This window comes from Leeuwenhoekiella palythoae (assembly GCF_020310025.1).
GTDB classification, from domain to species: Bacteria; Bacteroidota; Bacteroidia; order Flavobacteriales; family Flavobacteriaceae; genus Leeuwenhoekiella; species Leeuwenhoekiella palythoae.
This window is the reverse complement of the sequence record NZ_CP084318.1, coordinates 3,520,500-3,536,225: the sequence shown is the minus strand read 5'-3', so window position 1 is coordinate 3,536,225 and position 15,726 is coordinate 3,520,500. Positions and strand designations below refer to the sequence as shown.

General features: G+C 39.9%; 15 protein-coding genes. 10 read left to right on the top strand and 5 right to left on the bottom strand.

Features of this window, described 5'->3' with window-relative positions:
• The first annotated feature begins 104 nt into the window (after positions 1–104).
• Both LDL79_RS15130 and LDL79_RS15125 read left to right on the top strand, forming a co-directional pair.
• On the top strand, positions 105–995 hold the full coding sequence (locus LDL79_RS15130) for a transporter (RefSeq protein ID WP_225598318.1): 891 nt from the start codon (positions 105–107) through the stop codon (positions 993–995).
• Positions 996–1,035: 40 nt separating this feature from the next.
• A complete protein-coding gene (locus LDL79_RS15125; RefSeq protein ID WP_072979148.1) occupies positions 1,036–2,154 on the top strand; it encodes a GNAT family N-acetyltransferase in 1,119 nt (372 codons plus the stop codon).
• Positions 2,155–2,191: 37 nt separating this feature from the next.
• On the opposite strand, the gene LDL79_RS15120 is transcribed toward LDL79_RS15125, so the two are convergent.
• Positions 2,192–2,872 carry an SIMPL domain-containing protein gene (locus LDL79_RS15120; RefSeq protein ID WP_225598317.1) on the bottom strand — a complete coding sequence of 227 codons (681 nt, stop codon included), beginning with the start codon at positions 2,870–2,872 and terminating at the stop codon, positions 2,192–2,194.
• Positions 2,873–2,917: 45 nt separating this feature from the next.
• Positions 2,918–3,568 (bottom strand): rhomboid family intramembrane serine protease, encoded by a 651-nt coding sequence (locus tag LDL79_RS15115; protein ID WP_225598316.1) that lies wholly within the window; start codon positions 3,566–3,568, stop codon positions 2,918–2,920.
• Between the two features lie 236 nt (positions 3,569–3,804).
• On the opposite strand from LDL79_RS15115, the gene LDL79_RS15110 reads away from it, so the two are divergent.
• Entirely contained in the window at positions 3,805–4,674 is an 870-nt protein-coding gene (locus tag LDL79_RS15110; protein WP_225598315.1) for a lysophospholipid acyltransferase family protein, read from the top strand.
• Between the two features lie 2 nt (positions 4,675–4,676).
• Here the strand turns inward: LDL79_RS15110 and glmM are convergent, their stop codons facing one another.
• Positions 4,677–6,065 (bottom strand): phosphoglucosamine mutase, encoded by a 1,389-nt coding sequence (gene glmM, locus LDL79_RS15105; protein ID WP_225598314.1) that lies wholly within the window; start codon positions 6,063–6,065, stop codon positions 4,677–4,679.
• A 136-nt stretch (positions 6,066–6,201) separates the two neighbouring features.
• Between glmM and LDL79_RS15100 the strand changes: the two genes are divergently transcribed.
• From LDL79_RS15100 to LDL79_RS15085, 4 genes are all read left to right on the top strand, one after another.
• Positions 6,202–6,813, top strand: coding sequence for an acyl carrier protein phosphodiesterase (locus LDL79_RS15100; RefSeq protein ID WP_225598313.1), 612 nt, complete (start codon positions 6,202–6,204; stop codon positions 6,811–6,813).
• 4 nt (positions 6,814–6,817) lie between these two features.
• Entirely contained in the window at positions 6,818–8,569 is a 1,752-nt protein-coding gene (gene ggt, locus LDL79_RS15095; RefSeq protein WP_225598312.1) for a gamma-glutamyltransferase, read from the top strand.
• Between the two features lie 114 nt (positions 8,570–8,683).
• Positions 8,684–9,277, top strand: a complete 594-nt coding sequence (locus tag LDL79_RS15090) for a SatD family protein (protein WP_225598311.1) — start codon at positions 8,684–8,686, stop codon at positions 9,275–9,277.
• Positions 9,274–10,023: a DUF3307 domain-containing protein gene (locus LDL79_RS15085; protein ID WP_225598310.1), complete on the top strand. Its 750-nt coding sequence runs from the start codon at positions 9,274–9,276 to the stop codon at positions 10,021–10,023. Before LDL79_RS15090 ends, LDL79_RS15085 begins: the two co-directional genes overlap by 4 nt.
• Here the strand turns inward: LDL79_RS15085 and LDL79_RS15080 are convergent.
• Together LDL79_RS15080 and LDL79_RS15075 are read right to left on the bottom strand one after the other, a co-directional pair.
• On the bottom strand, positions 10,020–12,566 hold the full coding sequence (locus tag LDL79_RS15080; RefSeq protein ID WP_225598309.1) for an ABC transporter permease: 2,547 nt from the start codon (positions 12,564–12,566) through the stop codon (positions 10,020–10,022). The genes LDL79_RS15085 and LDL79_RS15080 overlap by 4 nt on opposite strands.
• The gene (locus LDL79_RS15075; protein WP_225598308.1) at positions 12,563–13,249 is read right to left on the bottom strand and encodes an ABC transporter ATP-binding protein; all 687 of its coding nucleotides are present in this window, start codon (positions 13,247–13,249) and stop codon (positions 12,563–12,565) included. Before LDL79_RS15075 ends, LDL79_RS15080 begins: the two co-directional genes overlap by 4 nt.
• A gap of 118 nt (positions 13,250–13,367) precedes the next feature.
• Between LDL79_RS15075 and LDL79_RS15070 the strand changes: the two genes are divergently transcribed.
• From LDL79_RS15070 to LDL79_RS15060, 3 genes are read left to right on the top strand one after another with little or no spacing between them, the layout of a single operon-like run.
• Positions 13,368–14,066 (top strand): arylesterase, encoded by a 699-nt coding sequence (locus LDL79_RS15070; RefSeq protein WP_225598307.1) that lies wholly within the window; start codon positions 13,368–13,370, stop codon positions 14,064–14,066.
• 3 nt (positions 14,067–14,069) lie between these two features.
• Positions 14,070–15,383, top strand: coding sequence for an MFS transporter (locus LDL79_RS15065; RefSeq protein WP_225598306.1), 1,314 nt, complete (start codon positions 14,070–14,072; stop codon positions 15,381–15,383).
• Between the two features lie 52 nt (positions 15,384–15,435).
• Positions 15,436–15,609 carry a hypothetical protein gene (locus LDL79_RS15060; RefSeq protein ID WP_164916939.1) on the top strand — a complete coding sequence of 58 codons (174 nt, stop codon included), beginning with the start codon at positions 15,436–15,438 and terminating at the stop codon, positions 15,607–15,609.
• Positions 15,610–15,726 lie beyond the last annotated feature (117 nt).

The window sequence follows — 15,726 nt, the reverse complement described above, 5'->3', positions numbered from 1 at the left end:
GTTGGGTTGTATGTTAACTTTAGGCTATCTCTTATTTTTACACTATGTTTGTCAGATTGCAGGTCAAAAAAATCCTTAGTTCCAGTTTTATGAAATTCAGTGCTATGCCGAATAAATTGATTTTTAGTTTATCGCTGTTGTTGTGCGCATTTGCTCAACAAGCTAAAGCTCAATACACTGAAACCCTAAATTCTAACAGGCCGGGACAATCTCAAGGAGCCTTTGCCGTGGGCCGCGGCGTTTTTCAGGCAGAATTAGGAGCGACAATGGGTAAAGAATCGCACAATTTACTCTACACAGAAACTGACAATATCGGGGTGGAATTTCAGTTGAGATACGGTGCTATTCGTGAGCAACTAGAATTTAACTTCAGCGGAACTTATTTATATGAAGATATCGTTCCTACAGCCGGTGCTGCAGAACCATACAGCCATAGTGGTTTTCCCATTATTACGCTAGGAGCAAAATACCTGCTGTACGACCCTTATAAGAATTACGAAGAAAAAATTAATCTGTACAGTTACCACGCCAATCGTGCATTTAAGTGGCGTACACTAATTCCTGCAGTTTCCATTTACTCAGCCGCAAATTATGTGTACGAGAACGATAACCCTTTTTTACCTAGTAGTCAGGCGGGTTTTACTCCAAAAGTCGTCGCTATCACACAACATAACTGGGGCCGTTGGGTTTGGGTCAATAACTTTATTTATGATCAATTTTTAACCGATTTTCCTACCAAAGCCTGGATCACCACAATGACGCATTCGTTCAATTCTAAAATTGCAGCTTTTGCAGAGTTTCAGGTGATTATGAGTGACATTTATGCTGATGACCTATTTCGCTTTGGTGGTGCTTATTTGATTACTAAAGATCTTCAGGTAGATGTAAGTGCACTCATCAATTTTAAAGAGACTCCTAAACGCCAGCAATTGGGTTTAGGATTGTCTTACCGACTGGATTTTCATAGCCATGATGAATTGCTTCCGCAGAAATAAAAAATACGGTTACCTTTACAAGCTATATTATTAGAGTAGAATGATTACAATAAAAGAAATGAAAACAAAACAGGAACTGACAAAATTTGTCAAGTTTCCGTTTTCACTTTATGATAAGAACAGTAACTGGGTTCCTCCGTTAGTCAATGACGAGCTTGAAAGTATGGATCCTGAAAAGAATCCTGTTTTTAAAAATGCCGAGGCCCGCTTCTTTTTAGCTTATAAAAACAACAAACCGGTTGGTAGGATCGCAGCGATCATCAATCATATTGAGATCAATGAACAAGGTAAACCTAAAATGCGTTTTGGGTGGTTTGACGCCATTGATGACCTTGAAGTAACTAAAGCACTCATTGCTCAAGTAGAAGAAATTGGCCGCGCTAATAACTTAAACTGGATTGAAGGTCCGGTAGGTTTTAGCAATATGGAAAAGGCCGGAATGCTCATCGAAGGTTTTGAATACCTCAATACGATGATCACTTGGTATAACTACCCATACTACAAAGAACATTTTGAAAAACTGAATTTTGAGAAAGCTTCTGAATGGGTTGAATATAAGATACAAATCCCTGAAAAATCTCCCGAAAAGGTTGAAAAATTTGCGCGAATCATTGTAGAACGTTACAACCTTAAGTTGATTCACTTTAAAAATAGCAAAGAGATTCTACCTTATGTAGATGATATGTTTGGGCTGCTCAATAAGACCTACAACGATCTGAGCACTTTTGTACCTATTCAACAATATCAGATCGATCATTATAAGGATAAGTACATCAAATACATCAATCCGCATTACATTAAATGTATTGAGAATGCTGAAGGTAAACTCATTGCTTTTGCGATCACGATGCCTTCATTTAGTAAAGCATTAAAAAAAGCTAACGGTAGTCTGTGGCCTTTTGGCTTTATTCATCTGTTACGCGCGAGAAATAACAACGATACGGCTGCCTTTTACTTAATTGGCATTGATCCCGAATATCAAGGTAAAGGGGTTACCGCTGCGATTTTTCAAACAATGCAAGATCTGTTTACTGCAAACGGTATTACCGAAGTGGAAACCAATCCTGAACTTGAAGAGAACAAAGCAATTCAACAGCTTTGGAAAAAGTACGATCATCAACTGCATAAACGAAGAAGGACCTATAAACGTGATTTATAGGCCCTAAACTCTTTTAGATTATAGCGATGCTATATTGTTATTCGGTAAGAATAAAACTTACCTGAATTCTTGAAGTTATCGTTAATTCTCCTGGTGCTAAAGTACGTTGCGTACTATCTGCTGATTCTGCCATTGCCATTTTATACATTGGCTGTGGTTGAGGAACGCTGGTTCCTAATTCTGCGATCGTGATCGCTTTACCTATTCCTTGTCCTAATACTTGCGCATATTCCTGTGCCTTAGCTTTAGCATTAGCGATAGCTTTCTTGCGCGCTTCGGCTTCGTAAGCTTCCATTTTTGAAGAAGAAAATTCTACACCGTTGATGGTATTGATGCCCGAAGCTAAAAGTCCTGCCATTATTTTATCGTAGTTAGAAAGATCTTTCAGTTTTACAGAAATAGTCTGACTTGCGCGATAATTATAGGTTTTGGAATTGTAATCGTAGTTTTTGTTCAAATTTACATATTCGGTCTGCACTTGATTCTGCGGAATGTTCATCTTTAGTAAATAATCTAAAACCTTATCAACGCTGGTGTCATTTTCAGCCTTGACTGTTTTTGCGTCTTTTCCTTCGGTTTGAACTCCCATACGTATGGTAACTTCATCGGGTACTGCTACTACTTCCCCTTCTCCTGTTACGTTAACTGTTGGTTGAATAGCTTGTGCGCTTGCCATAGTGGTCATTGCGGTAATTGCTAGAATTAAAATAGATTTCATAATAGTTGTTTTTTATTTACCTCAATAAAAGCAAGTCCTGTGCCATTAAAGCCGACCTGTCTTGTTGAGTACAAATAAAATTACAATAGGAATCGCTAATAAACCTACCATCAAGGTATTAACCTGAAACAAAGCAGGCACCATTAACAAAGTAATAACATAACCACCTACTGCGCCACCAAAATGGGCATCGTGACCAATATTGTCATTATTAGCCCGCATCCCATAAATAGAGTACAATAAATAGCCAATCCCAAAAATATACGCCGGAATAGGTACAGGAATAAAAAACATATACAGACTCATATCTGGATAGAGCAAGATCGCGGCATACAAAATTCCTGACACGGCACCACTGGCTCCCACCGCAGTATAATGGTATTCATCTTTATGAAAATAATAGGAAAGTAAGTTTCCCAAGATCAAACTACCGAGATAAATAACCACAAATTCCCAATTGCCTAAAAACGAAATAACTATAGGCGCAAAGAAATAGAGCGTAAGCATATTAAAAAATAAATGCGACGTACTCACGTGCAGAAAACCTGAAGATAATACACGTATCTGCTCGCCTCTACGCACCGCACCCGTATTAAACTTATATTTTTCAAAAAAGGAATAATCGTTAAAACCTTTAATTGAGATCAACACATTGACACCAATTACAATGGCAGTAATTATACTTAAATCGCCCATAAAAGCTCAAATTTTGGATTCAAATATACCTATATTTGTGCACTAACTGCCGTTTCATGTGATGCCGTTTATAGGTAGATATAACCTACAATGCGGAATGTACTTGAGACGCTTGTAAGAAGGAAATCTTTAATTCCTAGAAAAGGTTGCAGGTCGTATACGCACAGTAGAAACCTAAAAAGGACTTTATAGATTCAGAATTTTTACGCGCAGTTATCCATAAAAACAAAACGCACATGCAACGCCTTCTTTATTGGCTGGTTTATCCTCTATTGTGGATTATCTCTAAACTTCCATTCTGGCTATTTTATAAAGTTTCTGATGTTATTTTTTTCATCTTATACTACGCGGTAGGTTACCGAAAGAAAACGGTACGTTTCAATCTTAAGACAGCATTTCCTGAAAAATCAGATGCTGAACGTAAAATCATCGAAAAGAAGTTCTATAGACATATGTGTGATATGTTTTTAGAAATGATCAAATCTATCTCTATCTCTGCCGAAGAACTCAAAGAGCGCTTTCAATTTGATGACTTAAGTATCGTTGAAAAATTAGTAAAAGAGCAACGCAGCTCCTTAATTATGATGGGGCATTATGCCAGTTACGAATGGCTTACGGCGTTACAATTCTATTTTGATCACAGCGGATACGGAATTTATAAACGAATTAAAAACCCGTATTTTGATAAACTTATTCATGAGATTAGAGAAAAATGGAATTCTAAGCTGTTAGCGAATAAAGAAGCTACTTTCATTATCAGAAAACAACAACGTGCCGGAAAAATGGCTACATATGCGTTTATCGCAGATCAATCACCCAAAACCCGCAAAAACTATCACTGCACCGATTTTCTAGGAAAGAACGTGCCCTTTTTCACCGGAGTGGAGCGCCTGGCAAAATCTGAAGATATGCCGGTCATCTATCTCGCGGTAGACAAAATAAAAAGAGGCTATTATAAAGCCTCTTTTAAAGTTATTACCGAAGATCCCACCACGCTACCGGATTATCAAATTACCGATGAATTTGCAGCATTGCTAGAAGCGCAGATCAAAGCAAATCCGGAATATTATTTATGGACGCATAAGCGGTTTAAACACGCCCTTTAGTTTTAAATACCCGCTATCGATTTAATTTCGCTGATCATTGTATCTGCAACTTGATCTGCTTCGGTTTGGGTTTGTGCTTCCGTGTAAATACGAATAATAGGCTCTGTATTTGATTTTCTAAGATGAACCCAGTGGTTTTCAAAATCAATTTTCACTCCGTCTATGGTGTTGACATCCTCATTCTGATAGCGCTGCGCAATTTCCTTTAAAATAGCATCGACATCTAGGGAGGGCGTTAATTCAATTTTCTTTTTGCTCATAAAATACGCCGGGTAACTCGCGCGTAATTCACTAACTTTAATTTTCTTTTTCGCCAAGTGCGTTAGAAATAAAGCAACACCCACAAGTGCATCGCGGCCATAATGAGACTCCGGATAGATTATTCCACCGTTACCTTCTCCTCCAATCACGGCATTTATCTCTTTCATTTTAGTCACCACATTCACTTCCCCTACAGCTGCAGCGTGATAGTTTCCTCCGTGTTTTTGAGTGATGTCTCTTAAGGCTCTTGACGAACTCAAATTAGAAACCGTATCTCCGGGATTTTCACTCAATACATAATCTGCACAAGCTACTAGAGTGTATTCTTCGCCAAACATTTCACCGGTTTCATCAATAAATGCAAGTCGATCTACATCAGGATCAACCACGATTCCTAAATCGGCATTTTCTTCCGGAACCAACTTACAAATGTCAGTGAGATGCTCTTTTAAGGGTTCAGGATTATGCGGAAAATTTCCGGTAGGCTCACAATATAATTTTTCAACATAAACCCCTAAACGTTCTAGAAGCATTGGGATTGCAATACCTCCGGTAGAATTTACACCGTCAACCACAATCTTAAAGTTAGCAGCTTTGATCGCATCTTCATCTACCAAATCCAGATCCAAGACTTCGTCTATATGAATATCGATGTAGGCATCATTTTTATGAATTGCCCCCAAAGCATCAACTTCAGCAAAAGTTACCGCAGAATCTTCGGCAATTTTTAAGATCTCTGCACCGGCTTCAGCATTGAGAAATTCACCATTTTTATCCAGAAGTTTTAATGCATTCCACTGTTTGGGATTGTGAGATGCGGTTAGGATAATTCCACCATCAGCGTGCTCTAATTGCACCGCGAGTTCTACCGTTGGTGTGGTAGAAAGATCAAGATCTATCACGTCAATCCCCAAACCTACTAAGGTTTGCATAACCAATTGCTGCAACATCTCTCCGCTCAGGCGCGCATCTCGACCTACCACGACTTTATACGTGTCTTTATTGCGTTGCTTTTTTATATAAGTGCCGTAAGCAGCAGCAAATTTCACCGCGTCTATAGGAGTTAAATTTTCTTCAGGCTTTCCTCCAATGGTACCACGTATTCCTGATATTGATTTTATTAGGGTCATAAATAAAGTATTCTGATTTTTTTGAGCTTATTTTCAAAAACTGAAAATTATAATGCTCGTAGTTTTAAAATTTCTGGTCTGACAAATATAGCCATTAGAGGCGCTTCTGTATCTTGATAATTTGTAATTTAAGCCTGTGAATTTTTTAGCCCACATATACCTGTCTGGCAACGATACGCTTATTAAGCTGGGTAATTTTATGGCTGATGGCATAAAAGGAAAACAATACAAAAACTACAGGCCTCAGCTGCAAAAAGGAATTTTACTACACCGCAGTATTGATAGTTTTACAGACGCACATCCTATTGTAAAACAAAGTACAAAAAGACTTCATCCCAAATACAGTCATTATAGTGGGGTTATTGTAGATATTCTTTACGACCATTTTTTAGCAAAAAACTGGAAAAAATATAATAAGATCCCTTTACCTCAGTATGTTGAAGATTTTTATGATTTGCTTGATGAGCATTATGATATTCTTACGCCTTCTATTCAGCGTATGGTACCGCATATGATCGCTGACAACTGGCTGTTGAGTTATGCTGAAATCAGCGGTATTGCGACGGTACTTTACAATATGAATAGACGCACGAAAAACATAAGTGGAATGGATCGCGCAGTCGAAGATCTGCAGTTACATTATCACGACTTTGAAAACGAATTCACACTATTTTTTGAAGAACTTCGGGCATCTTGCTCCAATCGAATCAAAGAACTTGACATTCAATTTAGATTAAAAAATACCTGACTTTATGCAACAAAAAAACGCCTTGAAGCTCCCATTTTGTTCTCGATTTTTAGTGCTGAGCCTTTTCTTAATTTTAGCAGCCTGTAAAACAGAAACACCAAAACCCCGCATCATTGAGCGTGGGAAAATCGCAGATAGTATCATGGTGGTTTCTGCACGCGAAGAAGCATCTAGAATTGGAGCTGAAATTTTACAAAAAGGTGGAAATGCCTTTGACGCGTTGATTGCCGTTGATATGGCACTTAATGTGGCTTACCCGTTTGCAGGAAGTTTAGGCGGTGGCGGATTTATGGTCTACCGCAAAGCTGATGGTGAAGTAGGCAGTATTGACTATCGCGAGAAGGCTCCTATGGCAGCAACGCACGATATGTATCTTGATAAAGAAGGTAACGCAATAGATTCCTTAAGTCGGCAGGGACCTTTGGCGGTAGGCGTTCCCGGAAGCATCGCCGGTATGTTTGCCATTCACGAGAAATTGGGTTCAATGCCCATGGCAGAAATCCTTCAACCTGTGATCGAGTTGGCTGAAAAGGGTTATCAAATTACCGAGAATCAACTGGCGCGCTTTCAAAATTATGCTTCAGTTTTTGATCAAGTGAACGGCAAAGAAACACTGTATTCTATTGGATTTCGCGAAAGTGATTCCATAAAAATTAAAGCAGGTGATCGCATTAAAAATCCGCAGTTAGCTTCAACGTTGAAACGAATTGCTGCTAACGGAAAACAGGAATTTTATGAGGGGGAAACCGCACAAAAATTAGTTGATTTTATACAGAAACACGGCGGGATCATCAGCCTTGACGATTTAAAAAATTATGAAGCGGTATGGCGAGAACCCATCATTTCAAACTATAAAAATCTTCGGGTGATCGGGATGCCTCCTCCATCAAGTGGCGGAGTCTGTTTAGCCGAAATATTAAAAATGATCGAACCTTATGATTTAAAATCTTTCGGTCATAATTCAGCAAAAAGCATTCAAGTTATAACCGAAGCAGAACGCCGAGCGTATGCTGATCGTAGTTTCTTTTTAGGTGATCCTGATTTTAATGAGATCCCTATTGATTCACTAACAAGTGAGGCGTATGCCACGCGACGTATGCAATCTTTTGATTTTGACAAAGCAACGCCTTCTGCTGAAGTAAAGCACGGGGCGATCTCAGGATACGAGTCTATGGAAACCACACATTTTTCCCTCATTGATCAATACGGTAATGCAGTAGCCCTTACCACTACCCTAAATGGCGCTTACGGCTCAAAATTATATGCAGATGAATTGGGCTTCTTTTTAAATAATGAGATGGATGACTTTAGCGTAAAGCCCGGCGTGCCGAATATGTTCGGACTTATAGGCGCTGAAGCAAATAAGATTGAGCCTCAAAAACGAATGTTGAGTTCTATGACTCCTACTATTGTAGAAAAAGAGGGGCAACTCTGGATGACGGTAGGTACCCCTGGAGGATCAACCATAATTACTTCGGTGCTGCAGACTATTCTCAATGTAGCGGTTTTTGACTACGGAATGCAAGAAGCGGTAGATGCGCCACGCTTTCATCACCAATGGCTTCCTGATGTTGTTACTTTTGAGCCTGATGCTTTTGGTAAAGAGCTTTTAGACACCTTAAGTAATAAGGGATATGAAATACGTCAAGAGAATAGTGTAATTCTGGGTAAAGTAGACGGAGTTCTCGTTCTTCCTAATGGTAAATTAGAAGGTGGTGCTGATCGCAGAGGCGATGATACCGCAGTTGGTTTTTAGACCATTATACACTAATTAATGCATAATACAAATTATAGCCTTTTTAGTATATATTTTAAATTATAATCAAAATAGATTATATTTGTCATTATATACTAAAATCTATAATTTTAAATGAAAGCTGTTCTTACAGGAGATATTGTAAATTCCAGAGCTTTTATGGGCTGGCAAGATGTTCTTATTGAAGTGTTAAACAGGTATGGCTCAAGTCCAAAAACCTGGGAAATCTTCCGTGGTGATAGTTTTCAATTGATTGTGGATGCAGCTTTGGCTTTAGAAGCCGCTATCCATATCAAGTCTGTAATAAAATCTAATGCAGCTTTAGATGTACGTATTGCGATAGGCTTAGGCGAATGCTCTTATGATAAAGATCAAATTACCTTAGCAAACGGCAGTGCTTTTATACATTCAGGAACAGCTTTTGACGCTATTAAGAATAGAACGCTAGTGCTTCAATCAGCCAACGAGCAACTGGATGAAACGCTAAATCTTATGCTGTCGTTAGCAAGCCTTACGATGGATCAATGGCCACCGGTTACCGCGCAGATCGTTAAAGCACGTCTAGAAGAACCTCAGCTCAATCAAACCGAATTGAGCCAGAAACTTGATAAAGCTCAGAGTGCCATAAGTAAAGCGCTTTCTCGTGCAGGTTATGACGAGATTTATTCAATGCTACAGTATTACACTAAAAAAATTGAGACCTTATGATCGTTCTTGCGCTAAAATTGGTTCTGGCTCATATCTTAGGAGATTTTGTGCTCCAGCCGTCTAAGTGGGTTAAGCATAAAATGAAACATGGTTGGAAATCAAAATACTTACTTGCGCACGTAGGTGTTCACCTGATTGCTTTATTGATTTTACTCCAGTTTGACACCGCTTACTTTTTAGGCATTACAACCATCATTCTTACGCACTACGCCATTGATGCGCTTAAAATAAAGTTTACAACAAAAAAAAACAGCCGCAAGCTATTTGTCGCAGACCAGATCGCACACCTTATGGTGCTCAATCTCGTACTTTATTATTATACGCCGTACAGCATCGATTTCACTGAAATCCTATCGCCACAATCTCTATTGCTCATCACCTTACTATTTTTTGTGACCTATGTTGCCGGAATTCTTATGCGTGTTGCGCTTCAGCCGTGGCAAGATGCTATTGAGCCTGCTTCAAAAAAAGAAAATGCAAAAAGCACCTCGCTCGCGGGAGCCGGAAAGATAATTGGGATTCTTGAACGCTTGTTTGTGTTCACCTTTATTTTACTCAACACCTGGTCTGCCATTGGATTTCTCATTACAGCCAAATCAGTATTCAGGTTTGGTGATTTAACCGAAGGCAAAAACCGAAGACTCACCGAATATGTCCTTATAGGCACCCTATTAAGTTTTGGAATCGCAATAGGTTGCGGCTTACTGTTTAGATACTTAAGCGCATTAGACACATTTAACGCCTAAACACCTTCTTTGCGTAACACTTCTAGTGGCGAACTTTTAATCACACTGCGACTGTTGCTCAATCCAATCGCTAAAACAAGCGCTGTAATTCCCGGAAGTAAAACCAAAAACGGAATTGCCGATGGAATAAACGCTGTATCAAACGCAAAATAAGCTAGTAGCAAACTACCCAAAAGCGACAGCAAAATACCAGACAGCGTTCCCAAAAGTCCTAAGTACAAATATTCTAGACCTTGAATGCGCAATATTTGCTTGCTCTTGGCTCCCATCGTGCGCAGCAATACACTTTCTCGTATCCACTGAAATTTACTCGTACGCACCGCACCTAGCAAAACAATGATCCCAATAAGAATACTGAAAAACGCCATAAAGTTGATGATGTAACTAATTTTAGTAAGCAACTCTTCAACAACGCTAAGCACCTGTCGTAGATCAAGAATCGAAATGTTAGGGAATGCTCTTACTAATTTCTGCTGAATGGCTGCTGAAGCTTGTGCATCAGGAACCTGTGTGGTGATCACACCAAATTGTGGCGCACGCTCTAAAACACCTGCAGGAAATACAATTGAAAAATTCAGTTGCATTCTACTCCAATCTACGGTGCGTATGCTTCCTATTTCGGTTTCTAAGAGTCGGCCTTGTACGTTAAAGGTCACGCGGTCTCCTACTCCAACTTTTGCATCTTCAGCAAAATTGTCACTTACAGATATTGGAACAACCTCAGCTTCTTCGGTAAAGGTTCCTGTAAATGTTCCGGCTTGTAAAACTTCCGAAGCGATTAAAGAATCCCTATAGGTTGTTCTGAATTCGTGGTTTAAGATCCATCGATTTATGTGTACGGTCGTGTCTTTTTTTAAGTCGGCATTATCACGACCATTAATGCTTTGCACGCGCATCGTCACAATTGGAATCTGATCTAGCGGCGGCAATTCATTAGAAGAAAGTGTTTGTGCAACTTCAGTCATTTGATCTTTTTGCACGTCGAGCAAGATCATATTGGCTTGATTGGCTTCACTATCTAGATTGGCTTGAGCGAGCAGAATATCCTTAGTAAAGTAAAGTGTACTTATCAAAAACGAACCAACGCCTATCGCAAGAATCAACACCACCGTTTGATTCTGAGGCCGGAACAAATTACGTAAGCTTTGCCGTGAGGTAAAACTCCAGCTCTCGGGAAAATACTTCCGGAGCAAACGCATAAATGCGCGTGCGATTCCGCCTAGAATACTAAAAACAACGATAATTCCTCCTAAGAATGATGCGGCATACTTCCAATCTTCTAAAAGCCAAAACGCGAATAAAAACACAAAGGTGAGTATCGCCAATGAAACTGCTATCGCCGTTTTTGACGACTGCTGATTGTCTGAAGCACTAACCCGTAAAGTTTGTAAAGGAGAAACCTGCAACGTGCTCAACAATGGGTAGAGCGCAAATAAAACCGACATAAAAGCTCCGATGAAGATTCCCAAAAAGATAACCGGCCAAGATAATTTAAGTGCAACATCTACCGGTAATAATCCTTCTAAAAGTATAGGAAATAACTGCTGCAACAACAAACCTGCGATGGTTCCTAGAACTCCACCAACGAGGCCTAAAACACCAATCTGGATCAAATAAATAAGAAATGCCTGCTTACGGCTCGCTCCCAAACATTTTAAAATAGCGACCGATTTGAGTTTATCTTTGATATAAATCGTAGTCGCACTTGCAATGCCCACGCATCCTAAAAGCAAGGCGATAAAACCTACTAAATTCAAGAACTTCCCAAAGTTTTCGTAGCGTCGACCAAGCCTCTCACTGGTGGATGTATGGGTATCGAGGTCGGCATCTGCCTCGTCCAACCGATTATCAATCGCTTGATCAAGAAGTTCCATATCTTGATCAGGTGCTTCAAAATAAAACTCGTAATCAATTCGGCTTCCCAACTGAACCAAACCAGTTTTTTCTATAAATGAATACGGAATGACCACCGGCGGAGCGATCGCACTAAAAACAGCGTTGCTTCCGGGAAGTGCCTCAACACCACCCAAAACAGGCAGTTTTACCTCCCCGATTTTGATCGTATCTCCAACCTTTACATTTAGTTGAAGCATCACTGTAGCATCGAGCAAGGCACCTTGCTTCTCTTGAAAATCTTCAGCAGCCGATTCTGGTTGCGTCTCCAACTTTCCGTAGAATGGAAATCCGTTACTGATTCCCCGCACTTGTAGCAATTTGGTCGCTTGATTTTTTGGAAACAGCGCCATCGAGGAAAACGAAATTTCTTCAGCATCTGCTCCTCCTAGAGAATCTACGATAGCTTGAGCTTCTTCGGTTAGTGGATGATCGCTGTCGATTTTAAAATCGGCGCCCATTAAGGCTTTGGACTGTAAGGCAATATTATCCTTTAAAGTTTCTCCAAAAGATTGAATCGACACAATGGCTGCAACTCCTAAAATGATCGAAACCATAAAAAGACTCAGCTTCCCGGCACTTGCCTTAAAGTCGCGCCACGCCATTTTTCTCAACCAGCCTAAGCGTAAAGAACTTTTCATACCGCTCATACGCTTGCTTTTGTAAGGTTTGCAATTCGGCCTCCTTTAATGGTGAGAATATTCTGTGTTTTCTGAGCGAGTTCCATATCGTGTGTGACCAAAACTAAAGTGGTCCCCAACTCCTTATTCAGTTCAAAAAGCAAATCAACAACTGTCTCTCCGGTTTCAGCATCCAGATTTCCAGTGGGTTCGTCTGCGAATAAAATTTTAGGATCGTTAGCAAAAGCACGTGCAAGCGCTACCCGCTGCTGCTCTCCGCCTGAAAGTTGCGAGGCGTAATGATTACCGCGATCTCCAAGACCAACTTTAGTAAGTAATTCGGCTGCTCTTTTCATTGCGTGCTTAGCGCCTTGCAACTCTAAAGGAACCGCCACATTCTCAAGTGCGGTAAGCGTAGGTAATAATTGAAAATCCTGAAAAACAAAACCAACATCTTTATTGCGCAATAAGGCACGTTCATCTTCGGTAAGACTACTGAGCTCGACACCATTTAAAGTCACTGTTCCAGAATCTGGTTTATCAAGACCGGCACATAAACCAAGTAAGGTGGTTTTACCACTTCCCGACGGACCAACGATAGAAAAGGTTTCTTTTTCTGTTATACTAAAGTTAATATCGTCAAGTACTTTGAGCGTTTTTGAGCCACTGGTATAGCTTTTTGCTAAATTTGAGATTTCTAAAATAGATGCCATAAATGGGTATTGCTTGGAAGAATCGTTTTGGACGCTTTTTTAGTCCGAAGCTTACGTGAAAACCTCAGGCGCGCCAATAAATGTTTAAAATAATCAATTACCTTTTAAATCTACCCTCTTGAAAAATAGAATTCCCTTTTATCTCCTTTTTGTTTTCTTGATCCTTGCTGCTTGTAAAGATGCTAACACAACCAATGCTGAAGAAAAAGAATCCCAAAGTACTTCTGAAACCACTAATGCAGAAGATCAAAAGTCTACTTCAAACAGTATTCTATTCTTTGGCGACAGCCTGACTGCCGGTTACGGTCTGGAAGATCCAGACAATGCATTTCCCGGTTTGATTCAGGAGAAATTAGACAGTCTTGGACTTGACTATAATGTGATCAACGCCGGTTTGAGTGGCGAAACTACCGCCGGAGGTAAAAACAGGTTAGAATGGGTTCTGGAACCAGATGTAGATATTTTTGTGTTAGAATTAGGAGCTAATGATGGTTTACGTGGTGTCTCGGTGGCAGAGACGCGTGAAAATCTGCAATGGATGATTGATAAAGTAAAAACGGAAGCGCCACAGGCAAAAATCGTTCTTGCGGGGATGCAGCTTCCGCCTAATTTGGGCACAGAATACACTACCGAATTTAAAAATATGTTTCCACAGTTAGCTGAAGAAAATAATATTGCTTTTATTCCTTTCCTTTTACAAAACGTAGGAGGTATCGCAAGCTTAAACCAAAACGATGGTATTCATCCTACCGAAGAAGGGCATAAACTAGTAGCCGCCAATGTATGGCCTGTTTTAAAACCACTTGTTCAAGAATAAACAATGGCGCAAAAAGAAACCAATCTCGAGCAGCTCTACGATTACCTCAATGATGAAGAAGATGCGAGGAGTTGCAAGGCGATCGATGAAGAATCTTGTAGAGAAACGCCAAAAAATTATTTCCTCATTCTTATAAGTAATATGCTCACCTCTCTGGGGGACACCTTGAGCAATCCTAAAACGGTACTCACGTGGATTATGAGTTATGTGAATGCTCCTGTGATGCTCATCAGTTTTATTGTTCCCATTCGAGAATCAGGGTCGATGTTGCCCCAATTGTTTATTGCTCATTACATAAGAAAACGTGCCGTACGCAAATACGTTTGGGTCTTAGGTTCGTTTCTACAATTTCTAGCTATTGCCGGTATCGGGTTGATCGCCTTATCTTTTGAAGGAATTATTGCCGGTTGGTTGATAATCGGATGCCTAATTGCGTTTAGTCTTGCTCGTGGCTTGTGCTCCATTGCTTTTAAGGATGTTTTGGGAAAAACAATTCCGAAGAAAAAACGCGGAAAATTAAAAGGTTACACCTCATCGGTAAGCGGAATTCTAGTCCTAGCAGCCGGCTTATTCATTCTTTACCGATCTAAAGATGATGTGGGTATCGAATTTTACAGCTACCTCATTTTCTTTGCTTCAGCCTTATGGCTTATTGCTGCGTTGATCTATGCGAACATTAAAGAATTTCCCGGTGCCACCGAAGGAGGTAAAAACGGTCTAAAAGAAGCCTGGAATCGGCTTAGTTTACTCAAGCAAGACAAACCTTTTAGAAATTTTATCATTACTCGTTCTCTACTCCTTTGCTCTGCTTTGACTGCCCCTTATTACATTTTACTAGCACAACACTATGTAGGTAAAGAAGCCTATTTATTGGGATTATTCATTATTGCTAATGGAGTCGCTTCTATCATTAGTGCGCCGGCTTGGGGTAAAATGGCAGATAAATCCAGTAAAAAAGTAATGACTTATGCCGCGATGCTTACTGCAGGTTTAGGACTCATCGTAGTTGGATTAATTCAATTGGTCCCCGGTTTACGCGATCAGGTTTGCTTGTATCCTTTGGCGCTTTTTGTCTTGGGAATTGCCCATCAAGGAGTGCGCCTGGGCCGTAAGACCTATATCGTGGATATGGCAGAAGGTAACCGTCGTACCGATTATGTTGCGGTAAGCAATACGCTCATCGGAATCATACTACTAATAACTGGAGGTTTGAGTGCTCTTGCTTCGCTGATCTCTGTTGAAGGCGTAATTGTTTTACTTTCTGTTTTAGGCATTATTGGTGCCCTTAAGGGTTCTACCCTACCCGATGTAGAATAAACGTTTTGAAACATTCATTTTCTAAGCAGCAAAAAAAAACGCCACGTTTTAAGTGGCGTTCTTTCCATTGCTGGATATTGTTATATCGGCTGCATCCTGGATGCCCTTAGATATTAAAGATTACTTCTTTTTAGAAGCAGTCTTCACCGGCTTAACAGCAGCAGGTTTTGTAGCCTGTTTAGCTGGAGCAGCCTTTTTAGATGACTTGTTTTGTGCCATTGTTTGACTCATTTTATAGTACTAATGTATGCCGAAATTTCATATGTTTTACAAAGTGTTCGGTGGATTTTAGTTAAATTTATAGTTAATATTTCAGTGCTTTCTTGAAGCACTTTTTTAACCA

Bases quoted from the DNA above. Each gene is read 5' to 3' on its own strand.
- LDL79_RS15130 (WP_225598318.1), top strand. From the start codon at position 105: ATGCCGAATAAATTGATTTTTAGTTTATCGCTGTTGTTGTGCGCATTT.
- LDL79_RS15125 (WP_072979148.1), top strand. From the start codon at position 1,036: ATGATTACAATAAAAGAAATGAAAACAAAACAGGAACTGACAAAATTT.
- LDL79_RS15120 (WP_225598317.1), bottom strand. From the start codon at position 2,872: ATGAAATCTATTTTAATTCTAGCAATTACCGCAATGACCACTATGGCA.
- LDL79_RS15115 (WP_225598316.1), bottom strand. From the start codon at position 3,568: ATGGGCGATTTAAGTATAATTACTGCCATTGTAATTGGTGTCAATGTG.
- LDL79_RS15110 (WP_225598315.1), top strand. From the start codon at position 3,805: ATGCAACGCCTTCTTTATTGGCTGGTTTATCCTCTATTGTGGATTATC.
- glmM (WP_225598314.1), bottom strand. From the start codon at position 6,065: ATGACCCTAATAAAATCAATATCAGGAATACGTGGTACCATTGGAGGA.
- ggt (WP_225598312.1), top strand. From the start codon at position 6,818: ATGCAACAAAAAAACGCCTTGAAGCTCCCATTTTGTTCTCGATTTTTA.
- LDL79_RS15090 (WP_225598311.1), top strand. From the start codon at position 8,684: ATGAAAGCTGTTCTTACAGGAGATATTGTAAATTCCAGAGCTTTTATG.
- LDL79_RS15085 (WP_225598310.1), top strand. From the start codon at position 9,274: ATGATCGTTCTTGCGCTAAAATTGGTTCTGGCTCATATCTTAGGAGAT.
- LDL79_RS15080 (WP_225598309.1), bottom strand. From the start codon at position 12,566: ATGAGCGGTATGAAAAGTTCTTTACGCTTAGGCTGGTTGAGAAAAATG.
- LDL79_RS15075 (WP_225598308.1), bottom strand. From the start codon at position 13,249: ATGGCATCTATTTTAGAAATCTCAAATTTAGCAAAAAGCTATACCAGT.
- LDL79_RS15065 (WP_225598306.1), top strand. From the start codon at position 14,070: ATGGCGCAAAAAGAAACCAATCTCGAGCAGCTCTACGATTACCTCAAT.